This window comes from Sporosarcina contaminans, from assembly GCF_042679045.1.
Classification (GTDB): domain Bacteria; phylum Bacillota; class Bacilli; order Bacillales_A; family Planococcaceae; genus Sporosarcina; species Sporosarcina contaminans.
Genome location: NZ_JBHTLT010000127.1, coordinates 23,277 through 38,837 on the forward strand (window position 1 = coordinate 23,277; position 15,561 = coordinate 38,837).

Sequence of the window (15,561 nt, forward strand, 5' to 3'; positions counted from 1 at the left end):
CTTATTCCACGAATGTAATTTGTTTTAATGCTGCTACTTCTTCGTCAGTCGGTGCTGCGGGTAGTTTACCAGTATCTATAAAACCGTGAATTAGCATAGCGCCCTTAGCAGGTCCATCTGTCACATCGACATCGTAAAAAAGTACACCTTCTGCATTGGAGCCGTCCTCGCCCGTTGTCGCCTTAACAGCTAACTTTGTTTCATCGGCTAAGACACCGCCACCAAGGATTGTGCCAGCAGGAACAACCTTGCGTCCTTCTGCATTTGGCGAAACACCTGCATCACTCACAGTGATCGCTACATTGACGTAGTGATCAGGGAACTTAAGAATCTCTTTCCGATTCCCGTAATTAGTAGTCTTAAATTTCATTGGTCAGTCACTCCTCATTCTCCAAAATAATGTTTTTCCGCTGCCACTTGCTTGTCATTAGATCCGCTTGCGCCAGCCAATTCCTTTCCGATTGCGCCAGCCTTGTCTTTGCCATTGCCAGCCCCACCTAATGGATTGCGGCCGTTTTGTTTAAACTTGGCTTCCACGCCAGCTTGAATAGCTGCTTGGACCTCTTGTTCAAGTGTAGTAAGGTTCGCTAATGTCTTTTCTTCATCCTCAGCGATGAAGAAATCTAACACACCTTTCGGTAGCCCTTTTTCAGACGCCACCTCAAGTGCCTTGTTCTTCAATGCTTCACGATTTCGGGCATTGCGCTCATCCTCAATTTCCTTACGTAGCTTCTCAAGTTCAAGCTGTTCCGGCGTTTTGTCCGGATTGCGCTTTTTGACTTCGGCTTCGACAAGAGATTCCAGGTTGTTCGTTTTCCATGTCTCGAGCGCTTTGTTGTGATGCTTGTCCTTCTCGGCATCAATGACGCTCCGAACATCTGCATTGACCGATTGAACCAACGGCACGTCCTCTTTTTCAAATGCCTTATAGATGTATGCCTCAACGGACGCTTTGTCGCCACTCTCCGCCAATGTTTTCAACTGTTCCAAATCTAATTTCATGATTATTCCTCCTTGGCCCTCCGCACGCCTCTGCCCACGGAACGCAAAATAAATAAGCCTGTTTTAGGACTTGTGCTTAAAGTCCGGATTTAAATGAATTATTGAAATGATCGATTGTAAGACCAATTTCTTTGTTGATTTGCTTGATTAAATCATCTTTGTAGACTGTCATTCTTGTGTGTTCGGAACCATTGTAGAAGGGGACTTCTATAGTCTCTCTTAAAATTGGTTGTGAAGCTGATACACTTGCGGAAACAGTTGCAGGCATAGCCAATTGTGCTTGCTTTGCGTATCTGCGACATCTAACGCAAAACTTATCCAATGAGCCATCCTCCATAATGACCCACTTATGCTGACACTTCCGCTCCATCATCCTCACCGCCTTCCTCATCAACTTTATCCAAATCCACGTAACCTGCCATATCTTGCTGTAGATGGTAGAGTTCATGATCAACATCATCCACGAAAGATAACATAGCAAGACGGGTAGCCTCTGAAACGATCCCTTTCAGCTTAAGCGAAGCATCTGCTTCCTCGATGACGTTTGCTGGCAGATTCCGCTTGAATTGCATCCAAATCTTCAAGTAATCTTCCGCCTGACATTTGCCTCTCTTCTGCCATGCAGAACATAATACCTTGAATTGATAACGTAAGGCTGCTGAAAACTTACGCTCCATCGTCACACACTTGTTTTCAAGTGCCATTAGCTTGTATTTCAAAGCTACTCCGGATGCATTCCCCGAAAACTTTTCATCCGCAAAGTTGACTGACTTGGCAAAGCGAAGGATGTTTTGTTCCAATCTATCGAGGTGATCCTCTATTAGCTGCCCGTTAACATCTTTTGTTAGATAGCTGACGTCATCTTCCTTGTCCATCAGCTGAAAGATACCAGCCTTTCTAAGCTGCTCTTCGCCTTCTTCATCCAACCCCATGCCACGCAGCACTAAATAAGCCAGCCGATACTGCTCAATCTCATTAGATGCATCGGAAAGTGTCCGGTCATAAGCATCGATCAGCTTAAGCACCTTCTCCGCATCACCCTGTAGTTCCTCGTTATTTGGGATGCCGAACAGCGGACAATAGTCAAACATGTGCTCAATCAGATCGTAGGCCTCGCCATATCCGTTAGAATCTCGCCTAAACAGCCAGACATAATGTTCATCATAAAACTCTGCTTCCTGAACTGTCTTGCGCTCGCCATTCTCGATGATGGCCGACTCATAATACCGGATAGCATAGGATGGCTCGGAAATATCTGACTCAGCCAAAATAATAGTTTCCCATGGATCAACGTTCCGCATTCGTTCCTGGCCCTCTGTGTCGATATACAGAAGGCGGGCACCGTAACCGCAAATTGCCGCTTTCTTTCCTGCTTCCGAATCAGCATCTTCTGTATTGTTGCGAAGCACAAAGTCTTGGACGGTATCCTCTAACGAAGAATTGTCGTCCACATGGTAGCTGATCGGATGGCCGAACAAGTAGCCGACCTTCGTGTCAACAATTTCCGCGTCGAATGAGTTATTCAGCATGTTGTTCACTTTGTCATCAAGACGTTTTAAAGAATCAGAATCAAACACGTCATAGACAGCCATTTTACGGCCCAAAATTGGTACGCCTTCCTCAGTGGTTTTATACCGCTCATACAGTTTCAACATTTGCTCACGCTTTTCTTTATGCCGGTTGATAATTTCGGCCAATAGTTTGCCATCCATGCCGTTTTCTTTGATATAAGGAATGTATTCTCTCAATAGCATCACCTCCTCTTAAATCTTACCTTTCGCAACAGCACCGTGACCTTTCAACGAAGCTACTTCATAGTCATCCAGTCCATACCATATTGCGGAAAATGTATGTGGATCGATGTTGAATTCATCTTCGATTATCTCGTTTTGTTTATCTACTTTGAATGTTAAATCTTTCAACTCACGTATCACATCTGGGCAAGCATCTGAACAAACAATCTTTTTAAACCGTTTAACTTTTTTCGTATTCTCCAAACGGGATCCGCCACCTTTTTTAGCAGCAGCCATTCGGAATCGTCTTTGCCTAAAATACGCAATCGTTTTTGGTTCAGCGCTATCAGCTTTAATTAATTCTTTTTTCAAGCCTTCTTTTTCAAGGTCATCTGCTAATTCTACGTCAGTAAGACCACGCTTGTAATACTGCCAGTAAATATAAAGAATCTTTTTATCGTGATCTATAGCCATTCGAACAACAGCGTTGTATGATTCCACGAAGCCAAAGTCCATTCCGTTTTTAAGGATTGGCTTATGAATAGAGCGAATGGTCTCCATTACTTTTGCATGCGACTGCACTTCGAATTGTGGAAGAACTAACTTTCCATTCACTCCGAATCTGCCTTTCCGAGCGATTCGATGTAAATCCGGATCGTGTTCCTTCAATTCTTCCAACTGCTCAATGTAGCTTTCAGGCAAAAATAAATTATCATCAGCTGTTGAATGATGATAATAAGTATTGTTCTTTACTATAGTTTTCTTTTCATACAACTCTTCGTCATCTAAAACAAAGAATCCCGTTAAGTCGTTCTTAAAGAAGTGTTTGTATGTCCAATTCCCCTTACTCACTGGATTAGTCGACAATATCATGTATAAATCTAATGTCGGATGTCGTAAGCGTCCTGTTAATTCTTTAAATCCGTCGTACTTTATTTCAGAACATTCTTCTAACCATATAAGCGAAACGTTATGAATAGATTTAAGCTTTTCGGGCTTGTCCATCCCTTTGAAGATGATCCTTGAACCATTAGGAAAATTAATTTGTAAGGGCGATACCGTGCTTTTTATTCGATTTGATAAGCCCAGATCCTCGATAATTTCAACTAGCAGTGCGTATGTTGATTCTCGGTGCGTATCATAAACCTCACGAACAACCAAAGCAGTGCGCTTTTCTTCCAGTAGCTTCAGGATGATTTTTAAAGCGACGTGATAACTTTTACTAGACCCATAACCACCGACAAGGAACTGAAACTTTTCGTTCCAATCAAACAAAAAATCCTCGAAATGAGGATTCACTTCTTTCTGTATAGCAACCATCAGCGACCACCCTTTCGAGTGATCATGATTTCGATTGGACCATCATCGTTATTGCCTGACAGCTTCTCAACTTCGGCATTTGCTTTTGCAATATCCGCTTTCAGCTTTTCTTCCTGCAGGCGCTTCTTGTCGTTGTCAGAAAGGAGGTCGAAGTACTTGGATATCATTTCAAGTGCTTTCATTTTATCTGCAAGCTTAACGGATATGCCGTCTTTACCTTGCTTAACCTCGGTGATGATCGTGCCGTCTACTTCGGCTGATTCTTTGAAGTCAATATAGTTCACTTTTTGCATCAGTTGTTCGTCGTTCTCATCCAGTACAGGTCCATACATACCGATGACAGGCACTTCTCTTCGGCCGAAAGTAGCGAAGTCGGTTACATCAGCAAAGGCAATGTCAATCCATTTTTGCAGAATATCCCTAGCATCCAACTTCAATTCGGTTGCCTGTTCCGCTTTGAGTCTATCTATCTCCGCGGAAATCTCAGCATTTCTAAGTAACCTATGTCCGTTACTCATCGCCGTTGTATAAGCGCACTCATAAGCCTTCTGGTAAGCCTTAGTCGCATTGAAGTATTTAATGTAGTAAATACAAAAAAGCCGTTGCTTATCGGTCAATTCATCCGACTCTACAACAGGCTCAAATACCTCTTTTTTTGGTTGCATCCTTTTCGTAGGGGTTGCAACCTTTTGCGTTTTGGTTGCATCCTTTTTCGGAGCACTCCTCAACCACGGTTTACCGTCTTTAGCATCTCGGCTTTTTCTGCTCTTCAATGTCCCAAGCTTTACATCATGCTTTTCTGCTAATGCAGCAAGTGTTATCTTTGTTGTTTCCCATTCATGTTGAATCTCTTCCCAATTCGGCATTTCACATCACCATCCGCCCCCTTTGATTTTTAGGCATAGAAAAAGCACCTCCGAAGAGATGCCTGTTTCAGTAACTGTTTTTGATTTCTTCCGGGACATAATCCAGAAGAAGCATAATCACCATATTTAATTGCCAGGGCGTTATATGATCCCCTTGATTTTCTTTCATCTCAGCGAAAAGTTTTTCCAAAGTTTCATTCCACATCGGGGATCCATCGTTTTCACGTGATTGTTCCAAAGCGTGTTTTACTACACCCATCACTTTATAATACTCGTTATCTTTTGCTGTGATATAGTAATCTTTTTGTTGATATGCCATTTTTCCACCTCCCACTGACACTATTCGCCAAGAAAGGTGAAAATCCTTCATACTCTCAAAACTACACTCCATATCAAGTCCTGCTGTCAGATAACGCTTGCTCTCTCTCACCGATTAAACGGCAGGTACTCGCTATCCCTCGATTATTTTACGACTGTATGAAGCGTAGTTTTCAAAGTAAAAACCCGTATTCGGGAAGTTCGGCGTCAAAGCGCATTCTCGCACCTAAGACCACCCAACTCCCCGAACCTGCCTTCCAGTTTACACTCTTTATTCTCTTTATTGTATTTATGAACTAAATGCACTTTTGAACGTTTTGAACATCTTGAACATTTTCTGCCATTTGTTTTGCGATAGAGGAAAAAATTCTTTTGATATGGGTGTGTGAAAGGCCCATATGACGCGCTATCCAAGAATACCCCTTACCTTCAAGAATCCAATGTAGCACCTCAATTTCACGTGAATCTTCGATAACGTGTATATGGTCTTGGATCAATCTTATTTTCTGTTGGTAGCCAATCATTCTTGTGATATGTTTATCACGTCTTGCGATTTCATTGAAAACAGGATCGCTTGTTACACCTTGTTTTTTTGGCATCGCTGCTTCTATTCCGTACCGCGCTGTTAAGTTCCCACCATCTATTTCTGAATTAGATATAATATACTTTACCGAATTAAGCATCCAATGATAATCTTTCAACAGTTGCTCGATCTGCTTCTCCGTCATGCTGTAGCCCCCTCAATTTATCGTCTTCGAAATGCTCCTCCCGGCCCTCTCCGGTACACATCCCGATTAACACCCATCAAATCTGCTAATTCTCTATCTGTTAGCCGTTCCTCTTGCCTGTCTCTTGTCCTAATACTCTTTTGGTCTATCTCGCCTGCACGTGGACGAGAGAGCCCTTTTTCAATCAACTGATCTTTTAATGTTCGCATCCCCTCACCCCTCTCGAATAAAAAGAGAGCATCAAACAAGCTTTATGCTCGTTCAATGCCCTCGGTTGTTCCGATAAGCCTATTAAAATTTTACTGATTCCTCTATCGTTCCGTTGCAAGGTTTGCCGCCTTGCCAATTAATAACTTGCTTCCCGTAGCCCGCCGGGGGACTTGGTATAGGTAAAAGCTTCCCGTCTTTTACGATGTACGTCCCGTTTTTCCGCAAATCAACAACCGCTGTTTTCTCCAACCGGACCCCTCCTATGTGATATAATCGATGTGTGTATGGCAGGAGAGATCCTGTCTTTTTTAATTTGCTGTTTATTCCTCGACTTCTTCTACAATTACTCTTATCATGTCACCTAAATCGAATTCACCTGAACAATGATGGCAAATGGAAACGTGTTGTTCGTCACTTTCCCAAGCCTTTTCTTCGGCTTGCTCCTTATTTTCAGCTTCAACTTCCCCTAAATATTTCGTAGCATCTAATACTCCATACATTCTGTATTTTGGCATTGTTGTTCAAATCCCTTCGCTTCGCATTTTCCGTCAAACAGATCAACTCCCAAACAACCCACCCGGTCGCTTTTCGATGTAGCCCTGCTCTGCTTGATCAATCACAACCAGCGCAATACTCCGCGCGTTAGTATCAAACTCCCTTGCAAGCTCACGGATGCCTACGCCTTCGTTCCATAACTCCCTAAACCTTATTAGTTCACTTTCGTACCATTTCCACTTGACTCTTGACTCTTCGAACAACAGATGAAACGTTTCATGCCTTAAGGAGCTTGACATGATAATTCACTCCCTCACAAATCTCTGCGCATACCGCAACTGCTGCCAAACATACGGATCGTCCTCTTTGCCTCCGGATGCCATCCAGTCCATGATGCGCTGATTGATGTCCTGTATCGCCTCAATCGGCAGCTTGTGAGCGATCCTACTGATTTGTTCTATCGCCGTCATTTCACTCTTACTCAAATCTCGATCTCCTGAAAATTAAATTCGTCCAGCGTCACTTCGTGAATGTAAGTACCGTCGTGCCCGTATTCGAATCCCTCGCTACCTTTAGCCTGTTGAGCTTTTTCCCTCGAACTAAAAACTCCGTGTACATACCCGCCTTCATGCGGATATGCTGTGTAAAGAACATACAACTTCATACCTTCACTCCTTCGCTTAATGGTCGAACTGTTCATTAAAACAATGCGAGTTGTCCTTTCCCAAACACTTGCAAATAAGAACGTTTCATTGATTCCAGTAGATCTTGATATTGATATTGACTTTTAGGTATATGCATTTGAGCGCCATCGTTGCCGAATAGCTGAACAAAATCATATTCATAAAGTTCATCTATTGATTCGCAGTAGCCGATTTTTCTAGGAATGAATTTTTCACCATCAAAGTATCCACGATAGCAAGAATCAGGACTGATAAAACTATCACTGGAACGATTAAAAGCGAATACTAATAGTTTTTCCTGTGGCATCTGATCCCCTCCCTGATACTGCACAATATTTGTCTACTGCTCCCAAACCCTCGTATACCGCTCATAAAACTGTGTCACCGTCAGCTTCCTTTTCGTCTGCAATGGATCCATGCACTCCTCGTAAACGATGTAGCCGTCCATGTCCTTGTAAAAAACATGTACCAGTTCTTTTTCGTCTTCGTTTTCAAATAGACAATTGAATACTCGGCGAACCTCCATATAATCTCTCCTATCTTTTCCTCACCATAACCTTATTTTTTAATAATATATAAGAATAGGAGGTGGTAGTTATGAGGCAGAGGGTACGGGATGCGCTTATAGAAATCGCAATCGTTATAATACGTGCGATTCTATCGAGTATCTAACTTGCACAAGGCAACCAATTCACATGTTGAATTGGTTATCCTTAGACCATAAGTAGAAATAAACAAATTAGCAAAAAGTTTGATATTTGTTTATTACTACTCATAACTATTGAATCACCCTACATACTTGAGGTAATGCAGCACATACCCCTTATCACTTTTCACAAGATCACAATTCAACCTGAATTCCTCATAAGGAATCGACTTCCGCCCATCCCCTACATAGCCCACCCAAGCCTCCTGCAGACGTTTGAAAGGCAAAAGGTATACTTCATCCAATTTGCTAAACGAGACGAGGAGGAAGGCACGAGCACCCTTTTCATGCCATGATTCAAGTAACTTGTACTGATGCTCATGAATGTTTTTCAAAGGGAAATTTGTGGCAACTTTTGTTTCCTTGGCATCAAATATGATTGCCCTGCCATCAAAGACTCCAAAGTAGTCGACGAGCTCGCCCTTTTGCGTGTATCCAGTCACTTGTCCTTTGTTGTTGCTCATGATTTTTACAGGTGTCGGTATTTTCCGAATGTCAGCAACTCCCTTATTTCGGTATTGCTTATTCGTCATATCCACGAGGCGCTCAAGTACTGCGCCCCGATTAGCGTGCGATCTGCTGTATGTCCGTCTCATCGCGCCATCCGCTCCTCGTACTCCATCACATCATCGATCGTGACCTGCCGCTTTAAAAACTCTTCCTCTGCTTCGTCATGCTTTTTCTTACAAACAGGCCCATATCCAACCTCAATACTTCTCGGTGTTTTCAATGGTCGATTGCATCGTTTGCACGTTCCCATTCAAACCGCCCTCCCTATCGGTATTCCGTGTCTATTTATCTGTGGTTTATCCTCCCGCCAGCCTTCCTGCTTTAATGCTGCAACTTCGTACTTTGTTAAATGCCCACAAATGACCCGCCGCTCCCCGTCTATCGTCCGATACAGTGTCCTGAGCATGGCTCGTCCTCAATAGCCTGTCGCTTGCCGTTCGTGGTTGATTTGATTCTTGGCGTAGTAGGCTTGTTCGATTTGTCCCCAGGTGAAGCCGAGCATATAGCCCAAGTCCATGAAATATTGGAACAGCAAGTCATAATAATCATCGTCGAGTAGTAAATTTGCGAATCGTAAGCACTCGTTAAATCGAACGGTTGTAAACTCTTTGCTTCTTCCGCCGGTTATTGGGAATTCAACTCTTGGATTTGTGGATCCTATCGTCAACCCAATCGACAATATGAAATGCAGACAGTCCACGTATTCTTCGAGGAGTGGGTTTCCTCCCTTGCCCGTTCCATCGCATGACACACAGTTTTTTATAAAATCATGACCTCCACCCCCGCAATCTAAGCAGGGATAAAACGTGTTGGATTTTTGATTTTCACTCCAAAACTTAAACCCACGCCATTCATTCGCCAACTCGCCCAGCTCCACTTGCAAAGCAAGAATCTTCATCGGCAGCAAGTCCTGCCCCTCCAACCCTTTTTCTTTAATGATCCGATCATCCAACACCCGTTGTGTCTCGAATAACTTAATTAGATTCAAGAAAATCTCCCCTTTCCTCCCTGTTGGCACATAAATTACACAGACTGTGCTCCCAGCAATAGCTAAAAATGTGTACATGGCGTTTCGCTTTGCATATATTACATTCGATTTTCACCAATTTACTACGACCAATCACCGACTTTTGAAATCCGCTTAGCTGTTTGACCATAGTTTGATAGCCTCGCTCTCATTGATTTTTTAGAACGGCAGATCGTCATCCGATACCTCGATCTGCGCTCCCCCGTCAAATGGATCCTGTTGGCTGTATTGCGGCTGACTTTGCTGCTGTGGCGCTTGATACGAACCATTCGGCTGTTCCGAACGGTTGGATTTAGGCTCCAAGAATTGCACACTATCCGCTACAACCTCTGTCATGAAGACACGCTTGCCGTCTTGCCCATCGAAACTGCTTGTCTGTATGCGGCCCTCGATGCCTGCAAGACTTCCTTTACGAAGAAAGTTCGCAGTGTTCTCCGCTTGTTTACGCCATGTCACACAGTTGATGAAATCTGCTTGTTGTTCCCCGTCTCCGCTTTTGAAAGGACGGTTGCAGGCTAACGTAAACCTGCAAACCGCGATTCCTGATTGCGTGTATGAAATTGTTGGATCCTTCGTTAATCTCCCTACCAAAACTGTTCGATTAATCATGTATTTCCTCCAAACCCAAATATGATATTTTGTTTGAAACTGAATGCCTTGATATCCCGATCCTTTTTGCAATTTCGGTTCTGGTGTGACCTTCCTTGTACAGTTTTATCAATTCGTCATCCACATCTTTGTACATGGGATGATTTTTCTTTTCAGCTAATCTTGCCTTCATTTTCTTAGATATTAAATCTCTTGTTTTCCGGGATCTCTTAGCTCCCGTATGGTGCATGACCGTGTGATCGGCATGGTCCATTAATTCGAGATTTGATAAGCGGTTATCATGTTTCTTTTCGTTCAAATGATGTACAATTTCGTGAGATTCCAAGAATCGACCAATCTTCATTTCCATCATGATTCGATGTTCCATGACATATCCAAGTACATCCGCATTTGGATGATCCTTAACACACAACTGGACATAACCTTTTGGAGTACGTTTTCTGCCAGTAACATCAAGCAATCTACCACCTATGCTTACCGTGTAAAAAGTTTGTTTCTCCAAAGGAGCAGCCAATGATATCCCCTCCAATTCTTATTTTGTTAATCGCCCGACTAATACGACACGATTAATCATTCTGACCGCTCTCCTGCCACAAAGAAGTTTCCAAAAGAATCACGTTCCGGTATTCCTTCTGTGTCTACACTGCCAGTCGCGAGCTCAACAAACATTGGTTCTCCGCAAACTCTGCAATCGACGGTGTCAGCGTCAATAAAGATATACCTTTTACCTTTCGCCCCGCATTCACAACGGTAATAGCACCTATAACGCTTCGTTCCATCCTCTTCAATCTTTATCCCAGTTTTCCAGTGTTCCGGTTCTTCTTCGGTTTTTACAACTGCTGATTCCGAAATTGGAAATGAAGATCGTGTCTCCTGTCCGAGTACAGGTAATTTCCGATTCCTTGACGTTATAATTTCTCCTATTCTCGATAGTTCTTTTTTAAAATTTTCTCCTACTTCCGAAATACCTTTTATCGGATCAAAATTTGGTGAATCCGGTATTTTAATGTCCAGTGTTTTCGGGATATCTATCTTTTTCTCTATCTTTTCACTTTCTTCTTGTCTGATCGATTGAAAGAAATCCCGGACAATAGGATCTGCCAAGTTCTCTGGAACGCCTTTCATTCGCAACACATTTTTCTCTCCACCAACAAATATTTGTAAATTGATATCCAACTTGAATCCCCCTCACTTCATGAAATGTAATGCGTTTGTTTTACGAAATGGTGTAGCAGCAGCTGCCTTAGCCGTAACTTCCTGTTGTGTCATAACCGGTTCAGTGATAGCGCGTTCTCTGTCCCATTTAAGCTTGCGTAGTCGATTTCTTAGCGTGTGACGACTAATCCCTTTTTTCGCTGCTTGCTGGTAGTCCTCTTCGGTGATTATGATCACTGCGCCACCTCCAACAATTCCGGATTCTCGTAGATGTTGCCGATGACTTCACTTTCCTCTGATAGATAGTCCCAATCCTCGTCTAACTTCCCATTCACAGTCCTAAATGCCCCTTGTTCGAAGTAAACAGTTTCATTATGGTAGGTTGCATGAGTGTTTTCAGGAGTTTCATATAAATCTGGTATTTTCAAAACATCCCCCTCATAAATCTCTACGCCGGTCTTGTCATGCAAGCCTGTGAATTGTCCTACTGACTCTTTGTCAACAATCCATTCTGGTAAAACATTTGAAATTAAATTTTGTGGAATGATGTAATGCAACCCAACTGCCGTTGCGACATAACTGCCGTAAACCCATTGCCCTGTTTTCTTGTCTTTACCACGATATTTATTCACCCTGCTCACTGCGCCACCGCCTTTTTAGCCGCAAGCATCGTCCGAAGCGTGTGATAGCTTTCTTGCTCTAATGGTTGACCTTTCATATTTTCATAGATTCCGAGCCTGTGAAGCTCAGCTATAAATACCTGCCGCTCCGTCTCCCTTGAATGTGCCACTTTTGCTCCGATCATGCCGTCATCCCCTTTTGTTTTAGTTTTGCCGCTGCCAATTTGGCATACAGCTTGTCCAAGTCCGCTTGTAACTCAGCGTGTGTATATTTTCGTGTCGGCTGCACGTAGTAGATGCTGCCGCTTTGGATCCAGTTAGGCATTGGAGTCACCTTCCAATTCGTAAATGACAGTGGCATCAACCATATCTTGATAGTCATCCAATTTGATTTCTTTTGGATAATATCCTTCGTTGTAAAGATCGTTCATATCGACTTCCATCTCTTCGGGTTTACAGTTATATCTTCGGATAAGAAATTTCTTAGTCATCCTCGCCACCCCCAAACGAAATTAAGGATTCGGCAGGATAAAAGCCTCGTAGTTGCCCGAGTTCGTAACGAGCTTTTAAAATACTTGGAGTATCAATATAGTTCCCGTGTTCGGAAATTCCGAGGTCACCATCCCGAAACTCCCCGACTCTCCTGCCGATCTTCGCCCATGCCTGGCGCTCTTGTTCGGCTTTGATTTCTTCCTCGACTTCGTAACTGTAAGGCTCGTACAGTACCCGAACAAAATCAGCTAAAGGGATTTTCAACAGTTCGTCATACGCGTTGTTTTTATAACCGCCTTTCGCGTGCCCTTCCAGTAAATTTGCCTTGCTGGCCCCTCTCTTGATAAGATCCAGTTGCCGCTGTGTAATCTTCACTTTTTCAGTCATATCGATTCCCCCTCAGTAAAATAATTTCTCCCGGTAATCCTCACCCGGCGTAAATATCTCAATGTCCTCAGTGTTTTCGTTCATGCGTGACAACGCCCGTGCGCCAATCACCTTTCGCAATGATTCTTTATCGAAATTAGTAGTGTAGACGGTAGATTTGCCATAGCGCAGATCGATTAAGCGCACCCATTCTTTGCTGGACCATGACAATTCATCTTCTTTGTGCGTCTCGACACCGACATCATCGATCACCACTAAATCAAACTTCTTAAAATGATCTTCAAAGCGTTCTTGTGCAACTGGATTGCCAAACATACCTTTGATCTTGTCAAACAGCTTGACGGATTCGATGAACGCTACACGCTTGCCTTTATGTCTAAGCGTCCTCGCAACCGCCTTAGCTAAATGCGTTTTGCCTGTTCCTGGTGTACCGGAAATCCGCAGATTCCGCACCTCTCCATCCATAAGCCGTTTAACATAATCAGCCGCATGTTGTTTAGCAGCACCAGTCGCAACATTCATTTCCTCAAAATTTTTAAATCCTGCTGTATCGTCCGGACGGATGAAGTACCAATCCCCATCGATGACATCTTTGTGCTTTTGCACCAACTTGGCTCCTGCATCCTTCGCATAGGCTGCTTTCTCGCACTCATGACAGATCGGCCAGACATTTTCTTGCAACCAATCACCGTCATAGCAATACACCCATGCATCCTTTGTTTTCTGATTACATCGTGGACAATCGACTTTCTCCATACGGACTTCCGAAACGTGTTTGATGTAATCGGGATGGATTTTGAAAAACATATCTTCCACTCTCCGCACACCTAACAATTCAAATACCGTTTGTGCTATGACCAACCGAATCCCTCCCGTTAGTACGGCAATCCAGACATGTCGATTTCCTTGCCGCGATACTTCTCAATCTGCTCTTGTTGGCGTTTTAAGGTTTCGGGTGATGGATCGAATAAAGATCGCACTTTCCCGTTACTCACTTGTGAATGATTCCTTTTCCTCGCCTCTGCTTGTTCCACGTCTGCAGCTGTTTGGAATCTTTGGGATTGCCAGCTTTTTAAAATCGAATAGGTGTATCTGATCTTGTTATTTGCATTTGCTAAAACAGATTCTTTCAAGGCCAGCAAAGCCAGTTCTGGATTAATCATGTCGCACATAGCGCTTAATTCGTCACCTATAGCCGCATTAAGAGGTCCGATGTTTTCTGCATAAAAAGTCGATAACTTTGCAAATCCATCGTCAACGACAACGACAGGTTTTGTTTCTTCCTGCTCTTCTGTTGTTTGTTGTTGTTTGCTTTCCTCTTCTTTACTTTCCTTTACTTTACTTTGTGTACTTTCTGCGTCATTTCCTTCGACTACTTCTCCATTAATGTCTACATTTACTCGCAAAATGTTAACATTAACTATTTTCGAGTCATCTATTAACAAATATTGGTTAACGACTGTGACGTTTTTCCGCCGTTTACTAGCTTCGAAGTATCTCTCTTGGATGCCGTGAGAGGTTAGGATTTTGTATTTTTCAAAGAGTTTTTGATCAAACAGACCGTACTTTATGCAATCATTTACTATGTCATTGAGTACATTAATGTCTACATTTACTCGCCTGCTGAACAGTAATTGTTCCATTTCAGTCCAGTCGTAGTAGTAACCTTCCTTGTAAATGCGCATTAATAGTTTGATAACTACTGCAAATCCTGTTGTCCCGTGTAAGGCTTCGACCAGCTGGATCTTGTCATCCTGGTCGATGTCCACGTCTAAGGGAAAGTAGTCAAGGCCCAGCTTTTGTGGTCTCGCCATTACAAATTCCTCCTTTTATTTAGGAGAGGGGTTGCCCCCTCACACCATTTTTTCTACCGCTTCCGCTGCTGTTTGTTTCTTCTCTACTGACTCTTGATCTTCGTATACCGAGTAGTCAGTAACATCAATTACATCGCTCATATCCTCACTGATCTCATTCTTGATCGTGGAGTCAGCTTCAACCGACTTCTGCAGTTCGATTGATTTAGGAGCGTATTTCAAGACTTCTTTCAACACAGTCTTTTTCGCCATTGCGTCATAGTTCGTCTTCCATGGGCTTGTCCAGCCTTTCTGAACGGCTTGACTGAACTTCTGAGCATGTTGATCGATGCGTTCCCGCGTCCAATACACAAAGTCATAACCACCGTTTTGAAGGTGATAGACTGCGTAATATCCGATTGGCTCCCCTGTTGGCATAGAAGCTGGTTTGTGAATCAAATCTTTCGTCAGCCCGTAATGAAATTCAAACTCGTCATTTTCATAGACTTCATGAGCATATATCGCTTTGTATTGCCCGCTACGGACTGCTAAATCAATCAGACCCTTATAACCCAATTGGAACTGTACTTGCTTGCCGTATGGAATTAGATACGCTTGTCCAAGTCCTGTATTAGGCTCTACTCCAAGTTGTGCAGATTGCATGATTGCCGCGATAAACGACATTTGATCACATTCAAGTAATTTTGGCGTTGTCCTTACCGCAGTCATTGCGATTCTTGCGATACGATCTGCATCCAAATGTTTTGGTAAGGCTCTTTGAATCTCCGGCCCCATTCGTTTGAGTAGTGCGTTTAATGACTGTTCAGGACTAACCTGCTTTTGTACTCCGTTGTTCGCTCGTTGTTGGAGTTGGTTTTTTACTGCTTCTTTTGTTTTTGTCATGAAT

Annotated in this window: 30 protein-coding genes; all 30 read right to left on the bottom strand. The window is 43.0% G+C overall.

Annotation, left to right across the window (positions count from 1 at the left end; all coding sequences use genetic code 11):
• Position 1: 1 nt before the first annotated feature.
• The 30 genes from ACFQ38_RS16230 to ACFQ38_RS16370 all read right to left on the bottom strand — a co-directional run bounded on the left by ACFQ38_RS16230 (position 2) and on the right by ACFQ38_RS16370 (position 15,557).
• The gene (locus ACFQ38_RS16230; protein WP_381482230.1) at positions 2-370 is read right to left on the bottom strand and encodes a head decoration protein; all 369 of its coding nucleotides are present in this window, start codon (positions 368-370) and stop codon (positions 2-4) included.
• Positions 371-384: 14 nt separating this feature from the next.
• A complete protein-coding gene (locus ACFQ38_RS16235) occupies positions 385-1,002 on the bottom strand; it encodes a DUF4355 domain-containing protein (protein ID WP_381482232.1) in 618 nt (205 codons plus the stop codon).
• A 76-nt stretch (positions 1,003-1,078) separates the two neighbouring features.
• The gene (locus ACFQ38_RS16240; RefSeq protein ID WP_381482234.1) at positions 1,079-1,372 is read right to left on the bottom strand and encodes a hypothetical protein; all 294 of its coding nucleotides are present in this window, start codon (positions 1,370-1,372) and stop codon (positions 1,079-1,081) included.
• On the bottom strand, positions 1,350-2,750 hold the full coding sequence (locus ACFQ38_RS16245; protein WP_381482236.1) for a phage portal protein: 1,401 nt from the start codon (positions 2,748-2,750) through the stop codon (positions 1,350-1,352). The genes ACFQ38_RS16240 and ACFQ38_RS16245 overlap by 23 nt, the downstream gene beginning before the upstream one ends.
• A gap of 15 nt (positions 2,751-2,765) precedes the next feature.
• Positions 2,766-4,055: a PBSX family phage terminase large subunit gene (locus ACFQ38_RS16250; RefSeq protein ID WP_381482238.1), complete on the bottom strand. Its 1,290-nt coding sequence runs from the start codon at positions 4,053-4,055 to the stop codon at positions 2,766-2,768.
• Positions 4,055-4,921 carry a terminase small subunit gene (locus tag ACFQ38_RS16255; protein ID WP_381482240.1) on the bottom strand — a complete coding sequence of 289 codons (867 nt, stop codon included), beginning with the start codon at positions 4,919-4,921 and terminating at the stop codon, positions 4,055-4,057. The genes ACFQ38_RS16250 and ACFQ38_RS16255 overlap by 1 nt, the downstream gene beginning before the upstream one ends.
• Positions 4,922-4,988: 67 nt before the next feature.
• Complete coding sequence (locus ACFQ38_RS16260; protein ID WP_381482242.1) at positions 4,989-5,240, bottom strand: hypothetical protein; 252 nt, start codon at positions 5,238-5,240, stop codon at positions 4,989-4,991.
• Between the two features lie 295 nt (positions 5,241-5,535).
• Positions 5,536-5,967 carry a helix-turn-helix transcriptional regulator gene (locus ACFQ38_RS16265; protein WP_381482244.1) on the bottom strand — a complete coding sequence of 144 codons (432 nt, stop codon included), beginning with the start codon at positions 5,965-5,967 and terminating at the stop codon, positions 5,536-5,538.
• Positions 5,968-5,984: 17 nt separating this feature from the next.
• Complete coding sequence (locus ACFQ38_RS16270; RefSeq protein WP_381482246.1) at positions 5,985-6,176, bottom strand: hypothetical protein; 192 nt, start codon at positions 6,174-6,176, stop codon at positions 5,985-5,987.
• A gap of 82 nt (positions 6,177-6,258) precedes the next feature.
• On the bottom strand, positions 6,259-6,426 hold the full coding sequence (locus ACFQ38_RS16275; RefSeq protein WP_084212487.1) for a DUF3954 domain-containing protein: 168 nt from the start codon (positions 6,424-6,426) through the stop codon (positions 6,259-6,261).
• A 71-nt stretch (positions 6,427-6,497) separates the two neighbouring features.
• On the bottom strand, positions 6,498-6,692 hold the full coding sequence (locus tag ACFQ38_RS16280; RefSeq protein WP_381482248.1) for a hypothetical protein: 195 nt from the start codon (positions 6,690-6,692) through the stop codon (positions 6,498-6,500).
• 285 nt (positions 6,693-6,977) lie between these two features.
• Positions 6,978-7,157: a DUF6877 family protein gene (locus ACFQ38_RS16285; protein ID WP_381482250.1), complete on the bottom strand. Its 180-nt coding sequence runs from the start codon at positions 7,155-7,157 to the stop codon at positions 6,978-6,980.
• A complete protein-coding gene (locus tag ACFQ38_RS19075; RefSeq protein ID WP_456242991.1) occupies positions 7,154-7,372 on the bottom strand; it encodes a DUF7336 domain-containing protein in 219 nt (72 codons plus the stop codon). Before ACFQ38_RS19075 ends, ACFQ38_RS16285 begins: the two co-directional genes overlap by 4 nt.
• Positions 7,372-7,662: a hypothetical protein gene (locus tag ACFQ38_RS16290; RefSeq protein WP_381482252.1), complete on the bottom strand. Its 291-nt coding sequence runs from the start codon at positions 7,660-7,662 to the stop codon at positions 7,372-7,374. The genes ACFQ38_RS19075 and ACFQ38_RS16290 overlap by 1 nt, the downstream gene beginning before the upstream one ends.
• Positions 7,663-7,695: 33 nt before the next feature.
• Positions 7,696-7,881: a hypothetical protein gene (locus ACFQ38_RS16295; RefSeq protein ID WP_381482254.1), complete on the bottom strand. Its 186-nt coding sequence runs from the start codon at positions 7,879-7,881 to the stop codon at positions 7,696-7,698.
• Between the two features lie 260 nt (positions 7,882-8,141).
• Positions 8,142-8,657: a Holliday junction resolvase RecU gene (locus tag ACFQ38_RS16300; RefSeq protein ID WP_381482256.1), complete on the bottom strand. Its 516-nt coding sequence runs from the start codon at positions 8,655-8,657 to the stop codon at positions 8,142-8,144.
• Positions 8,654-8,821 (bottom strand): DUF6011 domain-containing protein, encoded by a 168-nt coding sequence (locus ACFQ38_RS16305; RefSeq protein WP_381482258.1) that lies wholly within the window; start codon positions 8,819-8,821, stop codon positions 8,654-8,656. The genes ACFQ38_RS16300 and ACFQ38_RS16305 overlap by 4 nt, the downstream gene beginning before the upstream one ends.
• A gap of 165 nt (positions 8,822-8,986) precedes the next feature.
• Positions 8,987-9,559, bottom strand: coding sequence for a dUTP diphosphatase (locus ACFQ38_RS16310; RefSeq protein ID WP_381482260.1), 573 nt, complete (start codon positions 9,557-9,559; stop codon positions 8,987-8,989).
• A 198-nt stretch (positions 9,560-9,757) separates the two neighbouring features.
• Complete coding sequence (ssb, locus tag ACFQ38_RS16315; RefSeq protein WP_381482262.1) at positions 9,758-10,207, bottom strand: single-stranded DNA-binding protein; 450 nt, start codon at positions 10,205-10,207, stop codon at positions 9,758-9,760.
• Positions 10,200-10,721, bottom strand: coding sequence for an HNH endonuclease (locus tag ACFQ38_RS16320; protein WP_381482264.1), 522 nt, complete (start codon positions 10,719-10,721; stop codon positions 10,200-10,202). The genes ssb and ACFQ38_RS16320 overlap by 8 nt, the downstream gene beginning before the upstream one ends.
• A 56-nt stretch (positions 10,722-10,777) precedes the next feature.
• Positions 10,778-11,383 (bottom strand): hypothetical protein, encoded by a 606-nt coding sequence (locus tag ACFQ38_RS16325; RefSeq protein ID WP_381482266.1) that lies wholly within the window; start codon positions 11,381-11,383, stop codon positions 10,778-10,780.
• Between the two features lie 12 nt (positions 11,384-11,395).
• Positions 11,396-11,599 carry a hypothetical protein gene (locus ACFQ38_RS16330; RefSeq protein WP_381482268.1) on the bottom strand — a complete coding sequence of 68 codons (204 nt, stop codon included), beginning with the start codon at positions 11,597-11,599 and terminating at the stop codon, positions 11,396-11,398.
• Positions 11,596-12,003, bottom strand: coding sequence for a YopX family protein (locus tag ACFQ38_RS16335; RefSeq protein WP_381482270.1), 408 nt, complete (start codon positions 12,001-12,003; stop codon positions 11,596-11,598). Before ACFQ38_RS16335 ends, ACFQ38_RS16330 begins: the two co-directional genes overlap by 4 nt.
• Positions 12,000-12,167: a hypothetical protein gene (locus ACFQ38_RS16340; protein WP_381482272.1), complete on the bottom strand. Its 168-nt coding sequence runs from the start codon at positions 12,165-12,167 to the stop codon at positions 12,000-12,002. Before ACFQ38_RS16340 ends, ACFQ38_RS16335 begins: the two co-directional genes overlap by 4 nt.
• Positions 12,164-12,307: a hypothetical protein gene (locus ACFQ38_RS16345; protein ID WP_381482274.1), complete on the bottom strand. Its 144-nt coding sequence runs from the start codon at positions 12,305-12,307 to the stop codon at positions 12,164-12,166. The genes ACFQ38_RS16340 and ACFQ38_RS16345 overlap by 4 nt, the downstream gene beginning before the upstream one ends.
• A complete protein-coding gene (locus ACFQ38_RS16350) occupies positions 12,300-12,473 on the bottom strand; it encodes a hypothetical protein (protein ID WP_381482276.1) in 174 nt (57 codons plus the stop codon). Before ACFQ38_RS16350 ends, ACFQ38_RS16345 begins: the two co-directional genes overlap by 8 nt.
• On the bottom strand, positions 12,466-12,861 hold the full coding sequence (locus ACFQ38_RS16355; protein ID WP_381482278.1) for a hypothetical protein: 396 nt from the start codon (positions 12,859-12,861) through the stop codon (positions 12,466-12,468). The genes ACFQ38_RS16350 and ACFQ38_RS16355 overlap by 8 nt, the downstream gene beginning before the upstream one ends.
• 12 nt (positions 12,862-12,873) lie before the next feature.
• Positions 12,874-13,722 carry an ATP-binding protein gene (locus ACFQ38_RS16360; RefSeq protein WP_381482280.1) on the bottom strand — a complete coding sequence of 283 codons (849 nt, stop codon included), beginning with the start codon at positions 13,720-13,722 and terminating at the stop codon, positions 12,874-12,876.
• A 14-nt stretch (positions 13,723-13,736) separates the two neighbouring features.
• Complete coding sequence (locus ACFQ38_RS16365; RefSeq protein WP_381482282.1) at positions 13,737-14,675, bottom strand: Lin1244/Lin1753 domain-containing protein; 939 nt, start codon at positions 14,673-14,675, stop codon at positions 13,737-13,739.
• A gap of 39 nt (positions 14,676-14,714) precedes the next feature.
• Positions 14,715-15,557 (bottom strand): recombinase RecT, encoded by an 843-nt coding sequence (locus ACFQ38_RS16370; protein ID WP_381482284.1) that lies wholly within the window; start codon positions 15,555-15,557, stop codon positions 14,715-14,717.
• Positions 15,558-15,561: the final 4 nt, after the last annotated feature.

Bases quoted from the DNA above. Each gene is read 5' to 3' on its own strand.
- ACFQ38_RS16235 (WP_381482232.1), bottom strand. From the start codon at position 1,002: ATGAAATTAGATTTGGAACAGTTGAAAACATTGGCGGAGAGTGGCGAC.
- ACFQ38_RS16350 (WP_381482276.1), bottom strand. From the start codon at position 12,473: ATGACTAAGAAATTTCTTATCCGAAGATATAACTGTAAACCCGAAGAG.
- ACFQ38_RS16270 (WP_381482246.1), bottom strand. From the start codon at position 6,176: ATGCGAACATTAAAAGATCAGTTGATTGAAAAAGGGCTCTCTCGTCCA.
- ACFQ38_RS16300 (WP_381482256.1), bottom strand. From the start codon at position 8,657: ATGAGACGGACATACAGCAGATCGCACGCTAATCGGGGCGCAGTACTT.
- ACFQ38_RS16260 (WP_381482242.1), bottom strand. From the start codon at position 5,240: ATGGCATATCAACAAAAAGATTACTATATCACAGCAAAAGATAACGAG.
- ACFQ38_RS16230 (WP_381482230.1), bottom strand. From the start codon at position 370: ATGAAATTTAAGACTACTAATTACGGGAATCGGAAAGAGATTCTTAAG.
- ACFQ38_RS16370 (WP_381482284.1), bottom strand. From the start codon at position 15,557: ATGACAAAAACAAAAGAAGCAGTAAAAAACCAACTCCAACAACGAGCG.
- ACFQ38_RS16250 (WP_381482238.1), bottom strand. From the start codon at position 4,055: ATGGTTGCTATACAGAAAGAAGTGAATCCTCATTTCGAGGATTTTTTG.
- ACFQ38_RS16240 (WP_381482234.1), bottom strand. From the start codon at position 1,372: ATGGAGCGGAAGTGTCAGCATAAGTGGGTCATTATGGAGGATGGCTCA.
- ssb (WP_381482262.1), bottom strand. From the start codon at position 10,207: ATGATTAATCGAACAGTTTTGGTAGGGAGATTAACGAAGGATCCAACA.
- ACFQ38_RS16295 (WP_381482254.1), bottom strand. From the start codon at position 7,881: ATGGAGGTTCGCCGAGTATTCAATTGTCTATTTGAAAACGAAGACGAA.
- ACFQ38_RS19075 (WP_456242991.1), bottom strand. From the start codon at position 7,372: ATGAACAGTTCGACCATTAAGCGAAGGAGTGAAGGTATGAAGTTGTAT.
- ACFQ38_RS16280 (WP_381482248.1), bottom strand. From the start codon at position 6,692: ATGCCAAAATACAGAATGTATGGAGTATTAGATGCTACGAAATATTTA.
- ACFQ38_RS16290 (WP_381482252.1), bottom strand. From the start codon at position 7,662: ATGCCACAGGAAAAACTATTAGTATTCGCTTTTAATCGTTCCAGTGAT.
- ACFQ38_RS16265 (WP_381482244.1), bottom strand. From the start codon at position 5,967: ATGACGGAGAAGCAGATCGAGCAACTGTTGAAAGATTATCATTGGATG.
- ACFQ38_RS16255 (WP_381482240.1), bottom strand. From the start codon at position 4,921: ATGCCGAATTGGGAAGAGATTCAACATGAATGGGAAACAACAAAGATA.
- ACFQ38_RS16305 (WP_381482258.1), bottom strand. From the start codon at position 8,821: ATGGGAACGTGCAAACGATGCAATCGACCATTGAAAACACCGAGAAGT.
- ACFQ38_RS16345 (WP_381482274.1), bottom strand. From the start codon at position 12,307: ATGCCTAACTGGATCCAAAGCGGCAGCATCTACTACGTGCAGCCGACA.
- ACFQ38_RS16355 (WP_381482278.1), bottom strand. From the start codon at position 12,861: ATGACTGAAAAAGTGAAGATTACACAGCGGCAACTGGATCTTATCAAG.
- ACFQ38_RS16340 (WP_381482272.1), bottom strand. From the start codon at position 12,167: ATGATCGGAGCAAAAGTGGCACATTCAAGGGAGACGGAGCGGCAGGTA.
- ACFQ38_RS16365 (WP_381482282.1), bottom strand. From the start codon at position 14,675: ATGGCGAGACCACAAAAGCTGGGCCTTGACTACTTTCCCTTAGACGTG.